Here is a 20,630-nt window from a genome sequence, read left to right as displayed (position 1 = left end):
TGCCATATATCAATAATGACAATGGTATTAACGTTTTCTTAACCAGTGATGGATTTAAATTTCGACACTGGATTGAGAGGAAAGGCCGTGGGACTATCAATAACAGCGTCAGGTGCCTCGACCTATAATGTCTGGGCCGAGAGCAAGAAGGCGGACGCTCCCGCGACGGAAACCTCCGGCGACAGGTCCGCGCGGGATATCGGTCTTTCCGCGTCGGCACAGGCGCTGATACAGGCGGATCTCAGCAAGATGACCTCTACCGTGGTGGTGCATGTGGCCAACGGAGTCGGTGCTCAGCCCATCACCGCATCGGGGGAGATGAGTTACGGTTCCTGGGTCGAAAACAACGAACTCTCCTATATGTTGCCGACCACGGCGGAACGGGCCCCGAAAGCGACGTCGGAGACGACAGCGATGGAGAGCTTTGGCGGCGGGGCATCGCAGTCGGCCGGTCTTTCCGTATCGACGAAAGAATATGACCTCTCCAGATCCGATGCCGTGATGCTGCATGTGCCCGGCGGATGGGTCGCTGCCGCCAACGAAATGGTCAATGGAGTGGATACCGGGTACGGACCGGATGCCGTAACGGGCGATTACCAGCAGGAGGTCGATGTTTCCACGGTATCCCTGTCCGCTCTTTATACGGCGGCGGGAAAATCGGCCGATGAAAAATCGGACACCGAGACGGCAAGCCTGATCACGCAGTTCGTCCAGCAATCGAGCGGCTCGCAGGACCCGGTGGCGTGGAAGGAAGAACCCGATGGAACAGTCGAGTTCGCGACCTTTTCCTCTTCGTTTACGCCCAACGGCAGTGCCGCAACCGCTGACTCCACGTCCGAAAGCGATGGAACGGCCGGCAGCGCCGCCTCGGCCACGGCCGTTCTTGATCCGGTTGCGACGAAACGGGCCGACCAGAACAACCTGATCGACCAGTTGTTTCAGATTTCGGACGAAAAACACAAACCCGGCGACAAATCCAAGTTAGATCTTACGTAAAAGCGGGTTTCGGAGGCCGTCCGGTGAAAGGATGCCGTGAATGACGAGGATCGCCACCACGCAGTCGGACCTCACTTATCTGGGGCCGTTCGGCACCGACAGCGATGCGTCGTCCACCCAATCCAGCGCCGCGTCGGCCGAAGGTGGCGCGGCCCCGGTGTCCAGCGACGGTGATTCCGTTACCCTGTCGCAGGAGGCCCTGTCGCGTCTGGACCAGATCATCCAGTCCAGCCGGCAATCCGTCCGGGCCGATGCGGAGCAGCGGGTCGATCGTCTCCAGGCGCAGATCCGGCAGCTTATGTTCATGAAGGCGTTTCTTTCGCCCAAGGCGCTTGCCCAGGAATTGGCGCAATTCGCACACCAGCTTGCCGCCGCCGTGCAGCAATATGCGCAGAATCAGGGAACGTCCGCCGGCATGGCCGAAGTGGGCGACATGGTGATTTCCGTCCCGCAGGACACCCAGGACTCATCGGGAACCGTTCGGGACGGCGGCGATGTTTCCGATCCGTCCCTGTCGCAGCCAGCGACGGACAGTACGTCAGGGCAGGCAGCGGGTGGCAGCGGGAAAAATGGCGCGGGCACAAGCGACAGTCCGGATTTCCAGCAGACGGTGCGGAAGGTGGCGGCCCAGTTGGAAGATATGCTTAAAGAAGCCAAAAATCGGCTGAAGAAACAGCATAACAGCGACATCCAGTCTGCCCAGGACGCCCTGGACGAGGTCGAGCAGGATCTGCCGAAATTATCCTGACCGGTTCTTCCCATCAGTCACGATTACTGGACACTCTCGGCCGTCGTCTTATGCTGATCGGAGTAAAGGAAAGGATCGACAATGCGGGTCAGCAGCACGTCCTCGATCATTGTTCATCTGGTCCAGAACAGTTCCGCATCGTCCCAGACCCTTTTAAATAACAGCCCGTCCACTCCGACAACGTTCAGCGACATGAGCCCTCAGGAGATGGAGGCTGCCCGGGAGCAGTTGACCCGGGAGGGGAAGATCACACTCCATCAAAGTGGCGAAATGGCTTTGATGGATGGATATGCGTTGGAAGGCGTCAACGGCGGGAAACTGGTGAGCGGATCATCGAACATGTATTCGATGATTGATAACCTGATTTCCTACCAAGAGAAAAACGGTATCGGCGACGTGCAGGGAGACATCGCATCCCTAAAATCTCTGCGTTCGATTCTTGAAGAATATGACAAAAACAATCAGATCACCGCGTCGATGGCTTCCGAAACAGCCCTTAACGAATAAAAGTCTTTTTGCTTCTTTTTCTTCAGAAAAAGAAGCCTTCGCTTTCCCCTACGCGATCAGCGATTCCGCCGGCGGCCCGATTTCGCTGGTCATGGCTTCCTCGGCCTGGCGCAGGCCGTGCAGCAGGGCTTCGCGGATTTCGCCCAGGCGTCGCTCGTCAGTGATCTTCAGGCCGAACAGGTCCTTGACGTAGAACACGTCCACCGCGCGTACGCCGTAGGTCGTGATATGGGCCGAGGCGATCTGCAATTTGTGGTCGCTGATCGCCTGGGTCACGTCATGCAGCAGGCCGGGGCGGTCGCGGCCGTTGATTTCGATGACCGTGTAGGTGTTCGATGCCCGGTTGTCGATCACCACGCGGGGTGGCACGTGGATCGCGCGCATGCGCCGCCCATAGCGCATGCGGCCGGCGCTGACGATTTCCTTGGGAATGTCCACCCGGCCGGACAGCGCCTGTTCGACCAGCGCCGACAGGCGGGCCAACTGGTGCGGTTCCTCGAACGCCTCGCCGCCCGCGTCCTGAATCCAGAACGTGTCCAGCGCCATGCCGTTGATCAGCGTGTGGATGCGGGCATCGACGATCGACGCCCCCGCGATCGCCAGCGCGCCGGCCATGCGCGAGAACAGGCCGGGATGGTCGGCGGTGTAGATCGTGACCTCGGTCACGCCACGGGCGGGCAGGGGCTGGGTTTCGACCGTCAGCGGGGCCTTGTGCCGTTCGGCCTCGCGAATCAGCTCGGCATGGCGGGCGTGGGTGTCCTGGTCGAAGGACAGCCAGTAGCTGCCATAGCCCAGGCCCAGGAAATGATCGATGTCCGCGCGCTTGAACCCGTCATCTTCCAGGATCTCGGCCGCCGCGTCCTTGGCGCGGGCCACGCGCACGTCGCGTTCGGTGGTGGCCAGGCCGCCCTCCAGCACCTCGGCCACGCGCATGTACAGCTCGTGCAGCAGGGTGGCCTTCCAGGCATTCCACACGCGCGGGCTGACGGCGCGCATGTCCACGATGGTCAGCAGCAGCAGCAGCCGCAGGCGCTCGGGCGACTGGATGGTGTCGGCCAAGTCCAGGATGGTCTTCGGGTCGTCGATGTCGCGCTGGAAGGCCGTGTGGCTCAGCAGCAGGTGATGCAGCACCAGCCAGGATACGGTTTCGGTCTCCTCGCCGGTCAGGCCCATTTCCGGGCAGACATCCAGCGCGATTTCCGACCCCAGTTCGGAATGGTCGCCGCCGCGTCCCTTGGCGATGTCGTGCAGCAGGATGGCCATGTAGAGGGCCCGCCGCGATTGCAGGTTGCGCGCCAGGTCGTACGCCTGCGGAATTTCGTCGGCCATGGCGCCATGTTCGATCCGGCCGAAGATGCGGATGGCCTCGATCGTGTGCTCGTCGACCGTGAACACGTGATAGGTGTCGAACTGCATCTGGCCGACGATGCGCGACCAGTCGGGCATCAGCCGCCCCATGATCCCGGTTTCGTTCAGGATATGCAGCCAGTAGGCGTTGCCTTGGCGGCGGTCCTGCGCGGTGGCGTGGAAGCTGGGGACCTCTTCGCCGGCCGCGTTCTCGGCCTCGGCGCTATGGGGCGGGCGGCCGATGCGCTCCGGCGGGGTGCCGCACAGCAGTTCCAGGAAGATGCGCGCGGCCTCGGGGTCGCCGCGCAGGCTGGCGGCCCGCCGTTCCCAGCGGATCAGCTGGTGCATGGCCAGCGGGTGGATGGGCAGCTTGCGGGTGCGCGCCCATTCGAGCAGCCGCATCATCTGGATCGGCTCGGCATCGAACGAGGTGCCGCGTTCCGGCAGGATCTGGCCGTCCAGGACGGTGAAGCCCGCGTCGCGCATCGCGCTGTCGGCTTGCGGCGCGTTGGCCGCCGGGCCCAGCGCCTGGCGCATCACGGCGGGTTCCAGCACGTGGGTCAGGCGCATGACCTCGCGCACCGTCAGGAAATAATGGCGCATGAAGCGCTCGACGCCCACCTGGCGCCCATGGCGGGTGTAGCCCATGCGCGCGCCGACCACGGGCTGCACGTCGAAGGTCAGGCGCTCCTCCGCCCGGCCCGAGATGTAATGCAGGTGCAGCCGGACGCTCCACAGGAAGTCCCAGGACCGGCGGGCGCGCTTGGCCTCCTGCTCGGTCAGCAGGCCCAGGCGGCTGAAGCCCGGTGCCAGCAGGTCGGATACATGGCGCGTGCCGAACGTGTAGCGGCACATCCAGTACAGGGTCTGCAGGTCCCGCAGGCCGCCGCGCCCTTCCTTCACGTTCGGTTCGACCAGATAGGGACTGTCGCCGAAGCGGTTATGGCGCGCCGTGCGTTCCTTGTGCTTGTCCGAGATGAAGCGCGCGGCCCCGGCCTCGACGCAGGCGACGATGTACCGGGCCTCGAACATGGCGAACAGCGACGCGTCGCCGGCCAGCAGCCGGGCGTCCAGCAATGTGGTGCGGACGGTGGTGTCGGCCTCGGCCTCGGCAATGCATTGCGCGATGGAGCGCGTGGCGTGCCCGACCTTCAGCCCCAGGTCCCACAGGAAATACAGGATGTATTCCACCACGCGGCTGACGTCGGCCGAGGGTTCGTCGGTCGTCAGGAACAGCAGGTCGATATCGCTGAACGGCGCCAGCATGCCGCGCCCGTATCCCCCCGTCGCGGTGACCGCCAGGCTGCGTGCCCCAGGCCCGATCGAGCCGGCCAGCGCGTGGTCCAGTGTGAAATCGACCAGGGTGCGGATCATGCCGTCGGTGTGCAGTGCCAGTTGCTTGGCGGCCGACGTGCCATGCAGGCGATGGGCCTCGAATTCCTCGCGCACCGATGCCTGGAACCGGGCGAGATGGCGGCGGAACAGCGCGATGGCCTGCTCGCGCGGTACGGCCGCGCCGTCCTCGGGGGAAAGGAGCGATGCCGCGAGGCTGGTGGTCAGGTCCCTGACGGCCGAGGGGGTGGAAGCCTGGGAGGGGGAAGACGGGGTCGACATCGCGGGGGGATCGATTTCCTGCATGGGCGTGGGGCCGGACGGAGGTCGGCCTTCCATTCTATCCGTTCTATCCGTGGTCCAGATGTCAGGATTCTTCAAGCATCAGTTTCTTGATCGCGTAGACCATGTCCAGCGCCGTGCGCGGCGTCAGCTCGTCGGGGTCGAGCTGTTCCAGCATCCGCCGCACCGGTTCGGGCACGCCCGGATCGGGTTCTTCGGCAGGCGGGGTGCTATCCGCCGGGGCGAACAGCGGCAGGGGCCTGGCGCCCACCGCGCGTTCCTTCTCCAGTCCCGCCAGCAGCCGCGCGGCGCGGCGGACAACCGGTTCCGGCACGCCGGCCAGCCGGGCCACGTGCACGCCCCAGCTTCGGCGCGCCGATCCGGGTATGACCTCGTGCTGGAAGATCACCTGGCCCTTCCATTCCCGCACGCTCATCGTGTGGGGCGACAGGCGCGGCAGGCTTTCCGCCAGTTCGGCCAGTTCGTGGAAATGCGTTGCGAAAATGGAACGGCAGCGCAATGTCGAATGCATGGCTTCCAGCACCGACCAGGCGATGGCCAGCCCGTCCAGCGTCGCGGTGCCGCGCCCGATTTCATCGACCACCACCAGGGACCGGGGGCCGGCCTGGTTCAGGATGGCGGCGGTCTCGGTCATTTCCACCATGAAGGTCGACCGCCCGCGCGCCAGGTCGTCCGATGCCCCCACGCGGGAAAACAGCCGGTCGACGACGCCGATCCGCGCGGCCTTGGCCGGGACGGGCAGCCCGGCCTGCGCCAGGATGACCGCCAGCGCGGTCTGGCGCAGGAAGGTCGATTTGCCCGCCATGTTCGGCCCGGTCAGCAGCATGACGCGCTGGGCGGGTTCCAGCACGCAATCGTTCGGGGTGAAGCGCTCGCTGCGCGGCAGCGCCGCCTCGACCACCGGGTGGCGGCAGGCCGTCAGCGTGAAGGCGTCGTCGTCCGTGACCTCGGGCCGGCACCACATGCCGCCGGCGGCCAGGTCGGCGCAGGATTGCAGCACGTCCAGGACCGCCAGCGCCCCCGCGATGACCGGCGGGGCGGGTTCGTCCAGGATCTCGCGCACCAGGGCGGCGAAGATCCGCCGCTCGCGCGTTGCGGCACGCTCCGCGGCCTCGGCGATGCGGCGGTCCAGGCTGACCAGTTCCTCGGTCGAGAACCGGGCCGCGCTGGCCGTGCCCTGGCGCAGGATCAGGTCGGTGCGCTCGCGCAGGCGGGGGGCGGTCGCCGCCGGGACCTCGATGACGTAGCCCAGTTGCGCGTGATGGCGGATCTTCAGGCTGGCCAGCCCGAATTTCTGGGCATAATCGTTCTGCAACCCGGCAATGACCCGGCGGCTGTCGTCGCGCAGGGCCCGTTCGGCGTCCAGTTCGGCATCGAAGCCGGCGGCGATCACGCCGCCGTCTTCCACCCGGGCCGGCAGGTCTTCGGCCAGGGCCTGCTTCAGCCGGGTTTCCAGGTCCGTTGCCTCGCCCAGGTGGCGCATGGCGTCGGCCAGCAGCGCGGGCGGTGCGGTGCGGCCGTCCGTCAGGGCCTGGGCGATGCGCCGGGCGATGGCCAGCCCGTCGCGGATCGCCGCCGCGTCGCGCGGCAGGCCACGGCCCAGCGACAGGCGGGCCAGCGCGCGGGCGATGTCCGGCGTACCGCGCAATCCCTGCCGCAGGGCCGCGCGCACGCCGCCTTCCTCGATCAGCCACGACCAGCCGTCCTGGCGGGCGGCGATCGCGGCGTCCCGGGTCAGGGGGGCGGCGATCCATTCCGCCAGCAATCGGCTGCCGGGCGCGGTGACGGTGCGGCCGACGCTGGCCAGCAACGTATGCTCGGTGCCGCCGTCGCGCGTGCGCAGCAGGTCAAGGCTGGCGCGCGTGGCGGGGTCCAGGCCCAGCACTCCGCCATTTTCATGCGCCTGGGGCCTCGACAGGCGCGGCATCTGGCCGGCCTGGCTGCGCCGGACGTAATCCAGGGCCATGGCGCCGGCGACCGCTTCCTCGTCGGAAAAGGTCCCGAACGCGTCCAGGCTGGCGACATGGAAGGTCTCGGCCACGCGCCGCCGGGCGGCTTCCGGGCCGGGGGGAATGGTTGCCGGCGCGCGCCGGGCCGCGAAGTCACCCAGGTCGATCTCGGCCGCCGCCAGGATTTCCGCCGGGTCCAGCCGGCCCAGCAGGTCCATCAGCCCCTCGGCGGGAACCGAGGCCGTCTCGAATGTGCCGGTGGAAATATCGATCCACGCCACGCCCCAGCCGCGCGTTCCGCGTCCGCCGCGCGAGGCGACGGCCAGCAGCAGGTTCTGCCGTCCGGCCTCCAGCAATTCGTCCTCGGTCAGGGTGCCGGGGGTGACAAGCCGCACCACGGCGCGGGCCAGCGGGCCCTTGGGGCCGCCCTTGCCGGGCTTGCGCGGCGGTTCGGTCTGTTCGGCCACCGCCACGCGGAACCCGCGACGGATCAGCCGCGCCAGGTAGGACGATGCCGCCCCGACCGGGACGCCGCACATCGGAATCGGGATATCGCCATGCGTGCCGCGCGCGGTCAGGGCGATATCCAGCGCGCCGGCCGCCGCCTCGGCGTCGGAGAAGAACATCTCGTAGAAATCACCCATGCGGAAGAACAGCAGGGCCTCGGGATGTTCGGCCTTGAGGGAAAACCATTGCGCCATGGCCGGAGTGGCGCCGTCCGGTGAAGGGAGCGTCATGCCGGCCTGTGTACAGGCCCGGACCGCGATGTGCCACCCGGGAAATGACGTGCCGTCATGCCGTTATGCCGGCCGTCCCCGCCGGCGGGCGAGGCGGGCGCGCAGCATCGCCGCGGCCACGCGCAGTTCCATCACGCCCAGGACCTGCAACCCGGCGCCATAGGCCAGCATGCCGGCCATGACCAGCACGCCCAGCGCCATGATCCGCAGCGGGCCGTGCTGGACGGCCAGCGGCCCCAGGGCCGTCAGGTCCAGCATCATCAGCACCGCCGCCATGCCCAGCGCGGCAAGCGCCATCCGGCCGACCCGCGACAGGGTGGTGGTGGAGATGCGCAATATGCCCCGGCGGCGCAGCAGGAAGCCGAGCGTGGCGACATTGACGATCGCAGCCAGGCTGCTGGCCAGCGGCGGGCCGGCATGGTGCAGCGGGTGCATCAGCAGCAGGTTCAGGACGAAATTCAGGGTCAGGGTGAACAGGCCCACCCGGACCGGTGTGGCCGTGTCGCCCCTGGCGAAGAAGCCCGGGGCCAGGACCTTGATCAGCACGAAGGCCGGCAGGCCGATGGCGAAGGCACGCAGCGACTGCGCCGAGAGCATGGCGTCGCGCGGGGTGAACGCGCCGTGCTGGAACAGCGTGGCGATGATCGGCTGGGCCAGCACCATCATGCCCAGCGCCGCCGGCAGGGTCAGGATCATGGCATAGTCGATCGCCCGGTTCTGCGCGCCGTGTGCGCCGTCATGGTCCTCGGCGGCGACGTGGCGGCTCAGTACCGGCAGCAGGGTGGTGCCGGCCGCGGCCCCCAGGACGCCCAGCGGCAACTGGTTGATGCGGTCGGCGAAATAGATGAATGACACGCTGCCGGGCGGCAGGTACGAGGCGATGATGGTATCCACCAGCAGGTTGATCTGGCTGACGCCGCTGCCCAGGCAACCGATCGCCATGCGCCGGATCAGGGTATGGATGCGCGCCGTCAGGCGCGGCGGCAGCAGCATCAGGCGGAAGCCGGCGCGGCGGACCGCCAGCAGCAGCAGGCCAAGCTGGGCGACGCCCGACGCGGTGACGCCCCAGGCGGCGGCGCGCGCGACATCGCCGGTCAGCGGCGTCAGCAGGAAGATCGAGGCGATGCCGACGACGTTGAAGGATACATAGGCCGCCGCCGCGACGCCGAACCGGTGCAGGCCGTTCAGCACGCCCGACACCAGTGCCGCGGCGCAGATCAGCACCAGATAGGGAAAGGTGATGCGGCTGAGCGTGACCGCCATATGGTAGCGGTCGCCATCCAGCGGGAAGCCGGCGGCGATCACGCGTACGACCTGCGGCATGAAGACCTCGCCCAGCACGGCGATCATCGTCAGCCATGTCAGAAGGACGCTGAACGTCTCGCTGGCGAAGCGGCGGGCCCGGTCGGGGCCTTCGGTCGCGAGCATGCCGGAAAAGAGCGGAACGAACGCCGTGTTCAGCGCGCCCTCGCCGAAAAGCTGGCGGAACATGTTGGGCAGGCGGAAGGCGACCTGATAGGCGTCCTGGACCGGTCCCGCGCCCAGGAAGGCGGCCAGCAGCTGGTCGCGCACCAGGCCCAGCACGCGGCTGAGCATCGTCCAGCCACCGACGGTGAGAAAACCTCTGAGCAAGCGCGACCTCCTGGAGCGGAACCGGCGCATACTGCCCGAGGCAGGGCCGGCCGGACACCATGATTCACATGGATGGCGGAATCAGGGGCGGCGGATCAGGTGTCCAGGATCGCGCGCTCGATAGCCACGCGCATGCGGTGTGATTCGGGCGATGTCAGGCTGACGAACCAGTTTGCCAGGCGGCCGTCGCGGCCGATCAGGTATTTGTAGAAGTTCCAGCGCGGGCGGGCCATGAGGCCGCCCTGTTGCGCGATCCAGCGGAACAGCGGCAGCGTGTCGGCGCCCCGGACATGGCTGCGCGCGGCCATGGGGAAGGTGACGCTGTAATTGCGGGCGCAGAAGGTCGCGATCTCGGTCGAGGTGCCGGGCTCCTGGTTGCCGAAATCGTTGGACGGCACGCCGATGATCGTCAGCCCGTTGCCGCGATAGAACGACCACAGCGCCTGCAGCCCTTCGAATTGCGGCGTGAAGCCGCATTTCGACGCGGTGTTCACGATCAGGATCGGCTTGCCGCGCAGCGCGCCAAGGTCGATCGTACCGCCATCCAGCGACGGAAGGGTAAAGTCGTACGCGGTCGTCATGGAACCGATTCTGTCTCTTGCATCCTGTCCGAACGCGCAAGACTAGAGCAGTTTCCCATGCGACACGAGTACCGGCGGGCCGCGGGCGCTGGACAGCGCCCCGCGCAGCGCACAATCTCGTTTCGTCCTGGTATTGGTGAGGCGACGTGCCTGTCCTGCATGGAATCCTTGGTCTTGCCGGCCTGATCGGACTGGCCGTGGCGTTTTCGACCGACCGGCGGGCCATTCGCCCCCGCATTGTCCTGGCCGCCGGCCTGATGCAGGTGGCGCTGGGCGGCATGGTGCTGTTCGTCCCGCCGGGGCGCCACGCGCTGCATGCGCTGTCCGGCGCGGTCGATACCGTGCTGGGATACGGCGCGCAGGGCAGTCTGTTCCTGTTCGGCGCGCTGGTCGATCCGCGCATGAACACGCTGTTTCCCCATACCGGATTCATCTTCGCGTTCCGCGTCCTGCCGCAGATCGTCTATGTCTCGGCCCTGATCGCGATCCTGTATCATTACCGGGTCATGCAGCGCCTGGCGGCGCTTCTGGGCGGGGCGGTCCGCCGGGCGCTGGGGACATCGACGATCGAATCCTTCTCCGCCGTCACCACCATCTTCCTGGGGCAGAGCGAGATGCCCGTGGCTCTGCGCCCCTACGTCCCGCTGCTGACGCGGGCGGAACTGTTCGCGGTGATGTCCAGCGGTACCGCCTCGGTCGCCGGGTCGGTTCTGGCGGGCTATGCCGGCCTGGGCGTGCCGATGGACTATCTGCTGGCGGCGTCGGTCATGGCCATTCCCGGCGGCCTGCTGTTCGCCAAGATCCTGATGCCCGCGCGCGAGGCCACGCGCATCACCCGGCTGGACCTGGAATTCGGGCACGAACACCCCGCCACCGTCTTCGAGGCCGTGGCCATCGGGGCCGCCAGCGGCGTGGGCGTCGCGGTCGCGGTCGGCAGCATGCTGATCGCCTTCATCGGCCTGATCGCGCTGGCCAATGGCATGATCCACGGGCTGGGCGGCTGGCTGGGCATCGCGGACCTGTCGCTGGAACGGCTGTTCGGCGTCGTGTTCGCCCCTCTGGCATGGCTGATCGGCGTGCCGTGGCATGAATGCGGCGTGGTCGGCGCGATCATGGGCCAGAAGCTGGTGTTCAACGAATTCGTGGCCTACGTCGCCCTGGCACCGCATTTCCACGACGCGGCGCTCGATCCCAGGGCGCTGGCCATCGCGTCGTTCGCGCTGTGCGGGTTCGCCAACCTGTCGTCGATCGGCATCCTGATCGCGGGTTTCGGCAGCGTGGCCCCGGAGCGCAGGGCGGACGTCGCGAAGATGGGCCTGCGCGCGGTCATGGCAGGATCGCTGTCGAATTTCGCCAGTGCGACCATTGCGGGTATGTTCGTCGGGTGATGGTCCGGGGACCGTCTGTCATCCATCAGTGGAGGAATGCCATGACATTCACCCGCACGGCTCTTCTTGCCACCCTTATGATGTCCGGGCTGATGTCCGGCCTTCATGATGCCGAGGCGTGGGACAGGAACAATTCCTCAGGCACGTCCCAGGGCAGGGCGCGGAACACGATGCACTCGGGCGGGTGTACGGGAACCGCCTGCGGCAACGGCGGAACGACCACCGGTTCGAACGGATATGGCTATAATCCGTACCAGCAGGGCGGCGGCGTGTACGTCACGCCGGGCGATATCTGGCCGTACGGTGTCCCGAACGGCCAGCAGCAATCCTCCGGTCCGGTCTCGACCACCTGCGTGGACAACCAGTGCAACCGCCTGGCGACCGGACGCGGACAACGGGGCGGCGCGCGCGACCCCGACGCGGGCGGGACATCGGCGACCTGCATGGATGGTGTCTGCAACGGCACGCCCGGGTCCGGGACCGGAAACTGAATGTCGCCAGTGGCGTGATTGTCGCGGTCGGTGCCGGGCCGCTCACTCCGTCCCGACGGGCCGGCTCAGTAGCCGGTCGCGGGCTTCGGCCAGGTCGATGTCCTCGGCCAGCAGCAGCGATACCGTTTCGATCACCGGCACGCTGATGTCGTGTTTGCGGGCCAGGGCCAGGATGGCGGGGGCGGTGGTGACGCCTTCGGCGACCGTGGTGCGCTGGCCCAGGATCGCGGACAGGGCTTCGCCCCTTCCCAGCGCCAGGCCCAGGCTGAAATTGCGCGAGGACGGGCCCGTGCAGGTCAGGATCAGGTCGCCCACGCCCGCCAGGCCCGACAGCGTTTCCGCGCGGCCACCCAGACCCCGCGACAGCCGGCCCAGTTCCGCCAGGCCGCGCGTCATCAGCGATGCCCTTGCGTTTTCGCCCAGGCCCGCGCCGATCGTGGCCCCGGCGGCGATGGCGATCACGTTCTTCGCGGCGCCGCCGATCTGCACCCCGATGGCGTCGTCGCTGGCATACAGGCGGAATTCCGGGGTCGTCAGATGGTCGGCCAGATCCCGGGCCTCGACCGGGTCCTCGCAGGCCAGCACCGCTGCCGTCGGCAGGCCCTGCGCCACCTCATGCGCGAAATTGGGGCCGGACAGCACGGCGCGCGGAAGGTTCGGATGACGGGAGGCGATCACCTCCAGCGGCAGGGCCAGGCTGTCGCGCTCCACCCCCTTGCAGCAGGCGATCATCGGTCCGGCCGGCGGCACGTGGCCCAGCACGGCGCGCAGATGCTGCATCGGCACCGCCAGCAGCACCGCGTCGGCACGGGCCGGCATGTCGCCGGTCACGGTGATCGATTCCGGCAGGGTCACATGCGGCAGGCGGGGAAGGGTGCGGGTGTCGGACAGGCTGTCCGGTTTCCGGGCCCACAGATGCACCTGCGCGCCCGCGCGGGCCGCCTGGACCGCCAGGGCGATCCCCCAGGCGCCGGCCCCGATGACGGCGATGCGTGGTGCGTTCATGATCCTGTCCCCCGTTATCCTCCCGCCCCGCGCCTATTCCTCGACGATGCGCGTGACGGCTGCCTCTCCTGTCCCATCCGGGGACAGATGGGCAAGGGCGCGCAGCGCCGGCAGGGCCTGGTCCAGAAAGCCAAAGGGCGGATTGACCACCACCAGGCCGCTGCCGTTCAGGCGTGACGGGTCCAGCGGCGGGCGCAGGGTCAGTTCCAGCGCCACGATGTCGCGCATACCCGATTCGCGCAGCGAATCGAGGAATGCGCGCACCGGCGCGCGATGCTTGATCGGGTACCAGGCGGCGATGATCCCGGTCGCGAATCGGCGATGCGCCGTGACGATTCCGCCTGCCAGGCGGTGGAATTCATCGGGCTGTTCGAAAGGAGGGTCGATCAGCACCAGCCCGCGCTTCGCGTCGCGCGGCGGCAGCAGGGCGCGCAGGGCGGCATAGCCGTCGCGGGCGTGCACCGCGATCTGCGGCTGGCCGGCGAACACCGCGCGCAGCAGGCGGCTGTCCTCGGGGTGCAGTTCGCAGCAGATCAGCCGGTCCTGCGGGCGGAGCATCATCGCGGCGATCAGCGGCGAACCGGGATAGATGTCCGGCGCACCGGCCCGGCGCACCAGGTCCAGGTACAGCGACGGCACGCCGTCCGGTGCCGTCTCCAGCAGGCGGCCGATCCCGTTGCGCCATTCCCCCGTGCGTCCAGCCTGCTCGCCGGTCAGGTCGTAGCGGCCGATCCCCGCATGCGTGTCCAGCACCGCGAACGGCGCGGGCTTGCGGGCCAATGCCTGTAGCAGCAGCACCAGCAGCGCATGTTTCATGCAATCGGCGAAATTGCCGGCATGAAAGGCGTGGCGATAATTCATGGGGCGGGGTGCGCGAACCGTTCGGCCATCTGCTCCAGCGGCCAGCGCGGACGGGGCAGCAGGTCAAGGTCGTCGGTGGGCGGCAGCCCCAGCCGCCGGCGTTCGCGCAGGGTTTCGATGGCGGCCCAGCCGACCATGACCGCATTGTCGGTACACAGCCGCAGGGGAGGCGCCGCGAAGGGCAGGGCGCGGGAGGTCGCAAGGGTGGTCAGGCGCGTGCGCAGGGCCGTATTCGCGGCCACGCCGCCGGCCGCGACCAGCAGCGTGGCCTGCGGCATCATGTCCAGCGCATGGGCCACCCGGTCGGCGACGATGTCGGCCACCGCGTCCTGGAAACTGGCGGCAATGCCGGCGGCGGCGGTCCGGGGCAGGGCGCCGGCCGCGAATGGCGCCAGCTTCTGCGCCACGGCGGTCTTCAGCCCGGAAAACGAGAAGTCGCAGCCCGGACGGCCCCGCAGCGGGCGGGGCAGCGGCCAGGGGGCCGGATCGCCCTCGCGCGCCAGGGCCTCGACCGCCGGGCCGCCGGGCCAGCCCAGGCCCAGCATCTTCGCGACCTTGTCGAACGCTTCGCCGGCGGCATCGTCGATGGTGCCGCCCAGCTTGCGATACCGGCCCACGCCCTCGACCGCGATGCACTGGCAATGGCCGCCCGAGACCAGCAGCAGCAGATAGGGAAACGATGCCCCGCCGGGGACAAGGCCGGGCAGCCGGGCGGTCAGGGCATGGGCCTCGATATGGTTCACGGCGACGAAAGGCCGGCCGAGCGCCACGGCCAGCCCCTTGGCCATGCCGGCGCCGACGATCAGCCCGCCGATCAGCCCGGGGCCGGTGCTGGCGGCGATCGGCGCCCAGCGCCTCGGCAGGCAGGGCGGCCACGTCCAGCGTGTGGCGTACCAGGGCCGGCAGGGCGGCCAGATGGGCCCGGGCCGCGATTTCCGGCACCACGCCGCCGAAGGGAACATGTCCGGCCTGCGACAGAACGGTCTCGGCCAGGATCGTGCCGTCGGGTGCCAGGATGGCCAGGCCGTGTCGTCGCAGGACGATTCGATTGCGAGGATGGGCGCCATATCGGGCGCCGGAACAGGGGCTTGCGCCGCTGTCTCGGCGGAATCGGGCGGCGTGGCAGGGGACACGGACATGATCATTGCATAAAATACAGTTCCGCCGGGCGCTATGTCATCTTTCCTTCGTGTCGTCGCGGTAATAGAGACATCGCATGGTTTCCGCTCCTCCGTCCGTTCCTGGCCCGTCAGCCGCCCCGTCCTCCGCATTGCAGAAAATCGCGGCGCAGGCCGCCGCGCGCCAGAAGCAGGCGGCCACGCGGGCCGCATTGCCGCACCGTCGCGAACTGCCGCTGCGCGTGGGCACGCGGGCCTCGCCGCTGGCACTGGTGCAGACCCGGGCGTTCCTGACGATGCTGACGCGGTTCTGCCCGGTCCTGCGCGACATGGGGGCGTTCCAGGAACACCAGATCAACACCACCGGCGACCAGGTGCAGAATCGCCGTCTGGCCGAAATCGGCGGCAAGGGACTGTTCGCCAAGGAAATTCACGATGCCCTGTCCGACGGGCGGATCGATTTCGCGGTCCATAGCCTGAAGGACCTGGAAACCACGCTGCCGCCCGGCCTGGTGCTGGCCTGCACCCTGCGGCGCGAGGACGCGCGCGATGCCCTGATCCTGGGTCCGGGCGCCGGCGGGCGGCACGACGCCGCCGATGCGGCCGATCCGTATGCCGCGCTGCCGCGCAATGCGCTGGTCGGCTGCGCGTCGGTGCGGCGCCAGGCGCAGATGCTGCATGTGCGCCCGGACCTGCGCTTCGGCCTGCTGCGCGGCAATGTGCAGACGCGGCTGGACAAGCTGGCGGCGCGGCAGTGCGATGCGACCCTGCTGGCCCTGGCCGGCCTGCGCCGGCTGGGAATGGAAGACCGCGCGGATATCGTCCTGGATCCGGAAATCATGGTCCCCGCCGCCGGCCAGGGCATCGTCGGCGTCACCGTTCGCGAAAGCGACGTGGAACTGCGCGAGCTTCTGGCCGCCATCGAGGATTACGAGGCCCGCGCCGTCGCCACCGCCGAGCGCGCGCTGCTGGCGGAACTGGACGGATCGTGCCGCACCCCGATCGGCGGCTATGCCCGCCTGGTCCCGGGACTGGCGGGCGCCGAGGCCAGCCTGCGCCTGACCGGCCTGGTCGCGCGCGAGGACGGGTCCTTCCTGCTGCGCCGGACCGTGACCGGCCTGCGCGCCGACGCCGAGGAAATGGGCCGCGAACTGGGCCGCAGCCTTCGGATGGACAGCCCATCGGACGTCTTTGCCGCCTGACGCACCGCCCCGCACCGGCGTTCTGGTCACACGGCCGGAACCCGGGCTGGCCGACACCATGGCGGCGGTCGAACGGCTGGGCTGGCAGGCCCATGCCATGCCCGCGCTGCGGATCGAACCGATCATGGATGCCGTGTTGCCGCTGGCCCGCACCCAGGCCGTCCTGCTGACCAGCGGGCAGGCCATCGCGGCGCTGGCGGGCCGCGTACGGCCCGACATGCCGATTCTGGCGGTCGGCGCGGTCACGGCCCGACGGATGCGCGATGCGGGATTCACCGACGTCACGGTGGCGGCGGGAACGGCGGCCGACCTGGCGGACCTCGCCCGCGACCGGCTGGACCCGGGGGCGGGGTCCCTGCTGGTGCCGACGGCGCCCACCTATGGACAGGATCTGGCCGTGGCGCTGCGGCGGGCCGGGTTCCGCGTCAGCCGGCGCTGCGTCTATCGGGTGCGGCCCGCGGGGGCGCCCGACGCGGCGGTTCGCACGGCCCTGGCCGGGGGCGTCATCGACGCGGCCCTGTTCTATTCGGCCGAGACGGCACGCCAGTTCCTGCGTCACCTGCCGGCGGGCGGGCACGCCGCCCTGCGGAACATCCGGGCGATCGCGATTTCAAAGTCAACCGAGGCGGCGCTGTCCACGGCGACCTGGCGTGCGATCCAGGTCGCGGCACGACCCGACCAGGCGGCGATCCTGGACCGGCTGGGGCGGCGACCGGCCGGGGAATGAAAGCCGCAAAATGAAAAAGGCCCGCGCGAGGCGGGCCTTCGATGGGGGGCCTCAGGCGGCCCGCCCGGATATCCCGATCAGGCGTTGCCGGCCGTCTGGGGGAAGCTGCGCTTGGCCTGCCACAGCGCCACGAAGTCGATCGGCTGCAGCACCACGGGCGGGAACCCGCCGTCACGCGTCACTTCGCTGATGATGTTGCGCACGTACGGGAAGATCAGGCGCGGCACTTCGACCAGCAGGATCGGCTCGACCAGTTCGTCCGGTGCGTTGGTCAGGGTCACGACGGCGCCATAGGCCAGTTCGGCGATGAACACCGGGCGGCCGGGGGCGGCGCCTTCCTTTTCCGGCGCTTCCAGGGCTTCGGTCTTGATCGCCAGAACGACTTCGAACACCGGATGCTCGGCCTGCAGGCGATTGGCCTGCACGTCGATGTTCACCGCGATCTGGGGATTCGCGCGCAGGGTCGCGAAGATTTCAGCGCCGGCGGGAACTTCGAACGACAGATCCTTGATATACTGAACATTGATGGTCAGCGGCATCGCCGGCGGAACGTTCTGGGCGTCATCGGCGGGGGGCTGGGTCGTGTCGGACATGAACGAAGCTTTCCTTAGCAGGCAGAAGGCGGATACCGAGCCTCGCCGGTAGCACGCCCCGCGCCGTTCGCCAACCTCGGCGGACGGCGGCGGGGGAGTGTGGGCGGAATTTCATGAATCCCGCCCCGGACGACGCAATGCGGCCGCCGCATGACGTCGTCCCGCATTGTGTCGTCCGGGGGGCTTGCCTATGTTCAGGATACGTTAAGGGGATGATGGTGGGGACCGGGCCGGCCGGGTCGCCACTGATTAGGCTTGGTGATGGATTTCTCGTTCAGTCATTTTCCGTTCGACCTGGTGCTGTTCGGTCTGGTCGCCGCCTTTCTGGCGTTGCGGCTGCGCAGCATCCTGGGCACGCGCGTGGGCGTCGAACCCGCGCCACCGCCCAGCGCGGTCCCGCGCCCCGGCCCGGTGATCGAGGGCCGGGCGGAACCGCCGGCCACCCTGACCGACTATGACGTGCCCGCGCCCGAAACCCGGGTCGGCCAGGTCCTGGCCGCGATCGCCCAGCAGGAACGCGACTTCGTCCCGGCGCAGTTCCTCAAGGGGGTCGAGGCCGCGTTCCGCCAGATCGTCCTGGCCTTCGCCGCGGGTGATGTCGCGATGCTGCGCGAGCGCCTGACCGCCAACGCCTTCAGCGCGTTCGAGGCCGCGATCCGCTCGCGCGAGCAATCGGGCGAAATCCAGAAGGCCGAGGTTCGCGCCATCGCCAGCCTGGCCATCGTGGATGCCGCGATCGAGGAACGGGACGGCGCCACCCATGCCCGCATCGACGTGCGCATCGTCTCGGACCAGATCAGCCTGACCTCGGACAAGGACGGGCACCCGGTCGCGGGCACCGACGCCGTGACCGAGTTTTCGGACCTGTGGACGTTCGAACGCCCGCTGGGCGTTGCGATCAGCGGCGCGGCATGGCGCCTGGCGGCCAGCCGCAGCGCCTGATCCCTCTGATCCGTCCGCCATCTTTCCTTTCACCCCGTCCGAAACCTGTCTGGCCTTATCCTTGTCTCATTCCTTCGTGACCAAGATCCTGCGGGGCGCCTCCGCCGGCGCCATTCTCCTGCTATCCGCCTGTGCCGCGACCGATCTGGAGGGGACGGGGCAGCCGCTCGCGTTTTCCGACATCAAGGGCTGGGGAAGCGATGAGGCGGTCCGCGCCCTGCCGGTCTTCCTGGGGGAATGCCGCTATCTGGGCCGCCTGCCGGCCGATGCCGGCCTGGGCGCCGATAGCGGGCGCGGCACGCATGTCGGCGACTGGCTGCCGGCGTGCCGCGCTGCTGCCGCGCTGCCGACCGGGGACGCCCCGGCGGCCCGGCAGTTCTTCGAGACATGGTTCCAGCCGGTGCTGACCGCCGGTCAGGCCCTGTTCACCGGCTATTACGAACCGGAAATCCGCGGTTCGCTGTCGCGTGGCGGCGTGTACCAGACCCCGGTCTATGGCGTGCCAGACGACCTGGTCCGCACCCGCGCCACCGATGGGCGCATGGTCACGGGCCGCTGGCAGGGCAGCCAGTTCATGCCGTACTGGACGCGGGCGCAGATCGATGCCGGCGCGCTGGCAGGCCGCAACCTGGAACTGCTCTGGGTCGCGGACCCTGCCGACCTGTTCTTCCTCCAGATCCAGGGATCGGGTCGTGTCCGCCTGCCCAGCGGACAGGTGGTACGCCTGGGCTTCGGCGCCAAGAACGGCCAGGAATACGTACCGCTGGGCCGCGTCCTGGTGCGGCAGGGCGAAATGGATGCGGACGCCGTCAGCATGCAGTCGATCCGCGCCTGGCTGACCGCCCATCCCGACCAGGCCCGCACGGTGATGGAGGACAATCCGAATTACGTGTTCTTCACCGTGCTGGACCATGTCTATGCCGACCAGGGGGCACCCGGGGCGCTGGGTGTGCCGCTGACGCCGGGCCGGTCGGTGGCGGTCGACAGGCGGTCGATCCCGCTGGCCTCGCCCGTCTGGGTGGAAACGACGCTGCCCGGCCCCGCGGGGTCAAGCTGGCAGCGGCTGGTTTTCGCCCAGGATACCGGGACGGATATCCAGGGGCCGGCGCGGGCCGACCTGTTCATGGGCTGGGGCCCCGACGCCGAACAGACCGCCGGCGCGATGCAGCAGCGGGGCCGGACGATTACGTTCGTGCCGCGCCCCGTCGTGGTCATGGAGCCCGCTTCGATGGGCGCCGCCCCCACGGCGAAGATCGTCGGGATCGCGGGCGAACCATGACCGCCGCCCGCGCCCCGCGAACGCTGCGCTACGCCATCGGGCCGCATCAGCTGGTGCGCGGCGACTGCCTGCGGGTGCTGCGGCGGATGGACGCGGATTCGGTCGATGTCGTGGTCACCTCGCCGCCGTACAATATCGGGCTGGGCTACCGGACCTATAGCGACCGCATGTCCGAAACCCAGTACCTGGACTGGATGATGGCGGTCGCGCGCGAACTGCACCGGGTCATGCGGCCGGACGGGTCGTTCTTCCTGAACATCGCTGGGTCGTCGGCGCAGCCCTGGATTCCGTTCGAGCTGGCCGTGCGCCTGCGCGAGATATTTCATCTGCAGAACCATATCAGCTGGATCAAGTCGGTCTCGGTGAACGAGGACACGTTCGGCCATTTCAAGCCGGTGAACAGCGCGCGCTACCTGCATCGCAACCACGAACACCTGTTCCACCTGACACGCTCGGGCACCGTGGAACTGAACCGGCTGGATATCGGCGTGCCCTACAAGGACAAGTCGAACATCGCCCGCCGCGGGCACGAACAGGACCGGCGTTGCCGGGGCGATACCTGGTTCATTCCCTATGAAACGGTGCAGGGCAAGGCGCAGAAATTCAACCATCCGGGCACGTTCCCGGTTCAGTTGCCCCGCATGTGCATCCGACTGCACGGCCGGCCCGGCGCGGTGGTGCTGGACCCGTTCATGGGAACCGGCACCACCCTGGTCGCGGCGCAGGAGGAAGGGGCCCGTGCCATCGGCATCGACCTCGATACGGCCTATGTCACCGTGGCCCGCGACAGATTGACGCAGGCGATGAAATAGAGGCCTGGCCGACAGTATTATCGATTGCGTCGATCGTTCTGATAGAAAAGATTATTTTGACAGTGAAAACCTGGATGGGC

17 protein-coding genes and 1 pseudogene are annotated in these 20,630 nt (G+C 68.3%); 10 read left to right on the top strand and 8 right to left on the bottom strand.

The window, feature by feature from the left end; translation table 11 throughout:
* Positions 1 to 48 precede the first annotated feature (48 nt).
* The 3 genes from GDI_RS09935 (at position 49) to GDI_RS09925 (ending at position 2,251) form a co-directional block, all read left to right on the top strand.
* The gene (locus GDI_RS09935) at positions 49 to 996 is read left to right on the top strand and encodes a hypothetical protein (RefSeq protein ID WP_144880134.1); all 948 of its coding nucleotides are present in this window, start codon (positions 49 to 51) and stop codon (positions 994 to 996) included.
* Positions 997 to 1,036: 40 nt separating this feature from the next.
* Positions 1,037 to 1,744 (top strand): hypothetical protein, encoded by a 708-nt coding sequence (locus GDI_RS09930; protein ID WP_012225821.1) that lies wholly within the window; start codon positions 1,037 to 1,039, stop codon positions 1,742 to 1,744.
* Between the two features lie 81 nt (positions 1,745 to 1,825).
* Positions 1,826 to 2,251 carry a hypothetical protein gene (locus GDI_RS09925; protein ID WP_012225819.1) on the top strand — a complete coding sequence of 142 codons (426 nt, stop codon included), beginning with the start codon at positions 1,826 to 1,828 and terminating at the stop codon, positions 2,249 to 2,251.
* Between the two features lie 48 nt (positions 2,252 to 2,299).
* On the opposite strand, the gene GDI_RS09920 is transcribed toward GDI_RS09925, so the two are convergent.
* The 4 genes from GDI_RS09920 to GDI_RS09905 form a co-directional block, all read right to left on the bottom strand.
* On the bottom strand, positions 2,300 to 5,212 hold the full coding sequence (locus tag GDI_RS09920) for a [protein-PII] uridylyltransferase (protein ID WP_173363411.1): 2,913 nt from the start codon (positions 5,210 to 5,212) through the stop codon (positions 2,300 to 2,302).
* Between the two features lie 85 nt (positions 5,213 to 5,297).
* Positions 5,298 to 7,919: a DNA mismatch repair protein MutS gene (mutS, locus tag GDI_RS09915; protein WP_012225810.1), complete on the bottom strand. Its 2,622-nt coding sequence runs from the start codon at positions 7,917 to 7,919 to the stop codon at positions 5,298 to 5,300.
* A 63-nt stretch (positions 7,920 to 7,982) separates the two neighbouring features.
* Positions 7,983 to 9,551, bottom strand: coding sequence for a murein biosynthesis integral membrane protein MurJ (murJ, locus tag GDI_RS09910; RefSeq protein WP_012553053.1), 1,569 nt, complete (start codon positions 9,549 to 9,551; stop codon positions 7,983 to 7,985).
* A 95-nt stretch (positions 9,552 to 9,646) separates the two neighbouring features.
* Positions 9,647 to 10,132, bottom strand: a complete 486-nt coding sequence (locus GDI_RS09905; protein WP_012225806.1) for a glutathione peroxidase — start codon at positions 10,130 to 10,132, stop codon at positions 9,647 to 9,649.
* A gap of 146 nt (positions 10,133 to 10,278) precedes the next feature.
* On the opposite strand from GDI_RS09905, the gene GDI_RS09900 reads away from it, so the two are divergent.
* Together GDI_RS09900 and GDI_RS09895 are read left to right on the top strand one after the other, a co-directional pair.
* Complete coding sequence (locus GDI_RS09900) at positions 10,279 to 11,520, top strand: NupC/NupG family nucleoside CNT transporter (protein ID WP_012225801.1); 1,242 nt, start codon at positions 10,279 to 10,281, stop codon at positions 11,518 to 11,520.
* A 41-nt stretch (positions 11,521 to 11,561) separates the two neighbouring features.
* Positions 11,562 to 12,011 (top strand): hypothetical protein, encoded by a 450-nt coding sequence (locus GDI_RS09895; protein ID WP_012553052.1) that lies wholly within the window; start codon positions 11,562 to 11,564, stop codon positions 12,009 to 12,011.
* Positions 12,012 to 12,053: 42 nt separating this feature from the next.
* On the opposite strand, the gene GDI_RS09890 is transcribed toward GDI_RS09895, so the two are convergent.
* The 3 genes and pseudogenes from GDI_RS09890 to tsaD all read right to left on the bottom strand — a co-directional run bounded on the left by GDI_RS09890 (position 12,054) and on the right by tsaD (position 15,022).
* Positions 12,054 to 13,016 carry an NAD(P)H-dependent glycerol-3-phosphate dehydrogenase gene (locus GDI_RS09890; protein ID WP_012225797.1) on the bottom strand — a complete coding sequence of 321 codons (963 nt, stop codon included), beginning with the start codon at positions 13,014 to 13,016 and terminating at the stop codon, positions 12,054 to 12,056.
* Positions 13,017 to 13,049: 33 nt separating this feature from the next.
* Positions 13,050 to 13,877 (bottom strand): 23S rRNA (adenine(2030)-N(6))-methyltransferase RlmJ, encoded by an 828-nt coding sequence (locus GDI_RS09885; RefSeq protein WP_012225795.1) that lies wholly within the window; start codon positions 13,875 to 13,877, stop codon positions 13,050 to 13,052.
* Positions 13,874 to 15,022: pseudogene (tsaD, locus tag GDI_RS09880) on the bottom strand (tRNA (adenosine(37)-N6)-threonylcarbamoyltransferase complex transferase subunit TsaD). Before tsaD ends, GDI_RS09885 begins: the two are co-directional and overlap by 4 nt.
* Positions 15,023 to 15,093: 71 nt before the next feature.
* Here tsaD and hemC point away from each other — a divergent pair.
* Entirely contained in the window at positions 15,094 to 16,197 is a 1,104-nt protein-coding gene (hemC, locus tag GDI_RS09875) for a hydroxymethylbilane synthase (protein WP_012225791.1), read from the top strand.
* Positions 16,187 to 16,924: a uroporphyrinogen-III synthase gene (locus GDI_RS09870; protein ID WP_012553050.1), complete on the top strand. Its 738-nt coding sequence runs from the start codon at positions 16,187 to 16,189 to the stop codon at positions 16,922 to 16,924. The genes hemC and GDI_RS09870 overlap by 11 nt, the downstream gene beginning before the upstream one ends.
* 77 nt (positions 16,925 to 17,001) lie before the next feature.
* Here GDI_RS09870 and secB read toward each other — a convergent pair whose 3' ends face one another.
* Positions 17,002 to 17,517: a protein-export chaperone SecB gene (secB, locus tag GDI_RS09865; RefSeq protein ID WP_012225773.1), complete on the bottom strand. Its 516-nt coding sequence runs from the start codon at positions 17,515 to 17,517 to the stop codon at positions 17,002 to 17,004.
* A gap of 261 nt (positions 17,518 to 17,778) precedes the next feature.
* On the opposite strand from secB, the gene GDI_RS09860 reads away from it, so the two are divergent.
* The 3 genes from GDI_RS09860 to GDI_RS09850 all read left to right on the top strand — a co-directional run bounded on the left by GDI_RS09860 (position 17,779) and on the right by GDI_RS09850 (position 20,550).
* On the top strand, positions 17,779 to 18,459 hold the full coding sequence (locus tag GDI_RS09860) for a Tim44/TimA family putative adaptor protein (RefSeq protein WP_012553049.1): 681 nt from the start codon (positions 17,779 to 17,781) through the stop codon (positions 18,457 to 18,459).
* A gap of 61 nt (positions 18,460 to 18,520) precedes the next feature.
* Positions 18,521 to 19,738 carry a murein transglycosylase A gene (mltA, locus tag GDI_RS09855; RefSeq protein ID WP_012225770.1) on the top strand — a complete coding sequence of 406 codons (1,218 nt, stop codon included), beginning with the start codon at positions 18,521 to 18,523 and terminating at the stop codon, positions 19,736 to 19,738.
* Entirely contained in the window at positions 19,735 to 20,550 is an 816-nt protein-coding gene (locus tag GDI_RS09850; protein ID WP_012225768.1) for a DNA-methyltransferase, read from the top strand. The genes mltA and GDI_RS09850 overlap by 4 nt, the downstream gene beginning before the upstream one ends.
* Positions 20,551 to 20,630: the final 80 nt, after the last annotated feature.

The sequence above is a fragment of the Gluconacetobacter diazotrophicus PA1 5 genome, assembly GCF_000067045.1.
In the GTDB taxonomy this organism is placed as follows: Bacteria; Pseudomonadota; Alphaproteobacteria; order Acetobacterales; family Acetobacteraceae; genus Gluconacetobacter; species Gluconacetobacter diazotrophicus.
Note: the sequence above shows the minus strand (reverse complement) of the source record. Positions and strands in the feature narration are given on the sequence as shown.

Bases quoted from the DNA above. Each gene is read 5' to 3' on its own strand.
- GDI_RS09935 (WP_144880134.1), top strand. From the start codon at position 49: ATGGATTTAAATTTCGACACTGGATTGAGAGGAAAGGCCGTGGGACTA.
- GDI_RS09930 (WP_012225821.1), top strand. From the start codon at position 1,037: ATGACGAGGATCGCCACCACGCAGTCGGACCTCACTTATCTGGGGCCG.
- GDI_RS09925 (WP_012225819.1), top strand. From the start codon at position 1,826: ATGCGGGTCAGCAGCACGTCCTCGATCATTGTTCATCTGGTCCAGAAC.
- GDI_RS09920 (WP_173363411.1), bottom strand. From the start codon at position 5,212: ATGTCGACCCCGTCTTCCCCCTCCCAGGCTTCCACCCCCTCGGCCGTC.
- mutS (WP_012225810.1), bottom strand. From the start codon at position 7,919: ATGACGCTCCCTTCACCGGACGGCGCCACTCCGGCCATGGCGCAATGG.
- GDI_RS09905 (WP_012225806.1), bottom strand. From the start codon at position 10,132: ATGACGACCGCGTACGACTTTACCCTTCCGTCGCTGGATGGCGGTACG.
- GDI_RS09895 (WP_012553052.1), top strand. From the start codon at position 11,562: ATGACATTCACCCGCACGGCTCTTCTTGCCACCCTTATGATGTCCGGG.
- GDI_RS09890 (WP_012225797.1), bottom strand. From the start codon at position 13,016: ATGAACGCACCACGCATCGCCGTCATCGGGGCCGGCGCCTGGGGGATC.
- GDI_RS09885 (WP_012225795.1), bottom strand. From the start codon at position 13,877: ATGAATTATCGCCACGCCTTTCATGCCGGCAATTTCGCCGATTGCATG.
- hemC (WP_012225791.1), top strand. From the start codon at position 15,094: ATGGTTTCCGCTCCTCCGTCCGTTCCTGGCCCGTCAGCCGCCCCGTCC.
- secB (WP_012225773.1), bottom strand. From the start codon at position 17,517: ATGTCCGACACGACCCAGCCCCCCGCCGATGACGCCCAGAACGTTCCG.
- GDI_RS09860 (WP_012553049.1), top strand. From the start codon at position 17,779: ATGGATTTCTCGTTCAGTCATTTTCCGTTCGACCTGGTGCTGTTCGGT.
- GDI_RS09850 (WP_012225768.1), top strand. From the start codon at position 19,735: ATGACCGCCGCCCGCGCCCCGCGAACGCTGCGCTACGCCATCGGGCCG.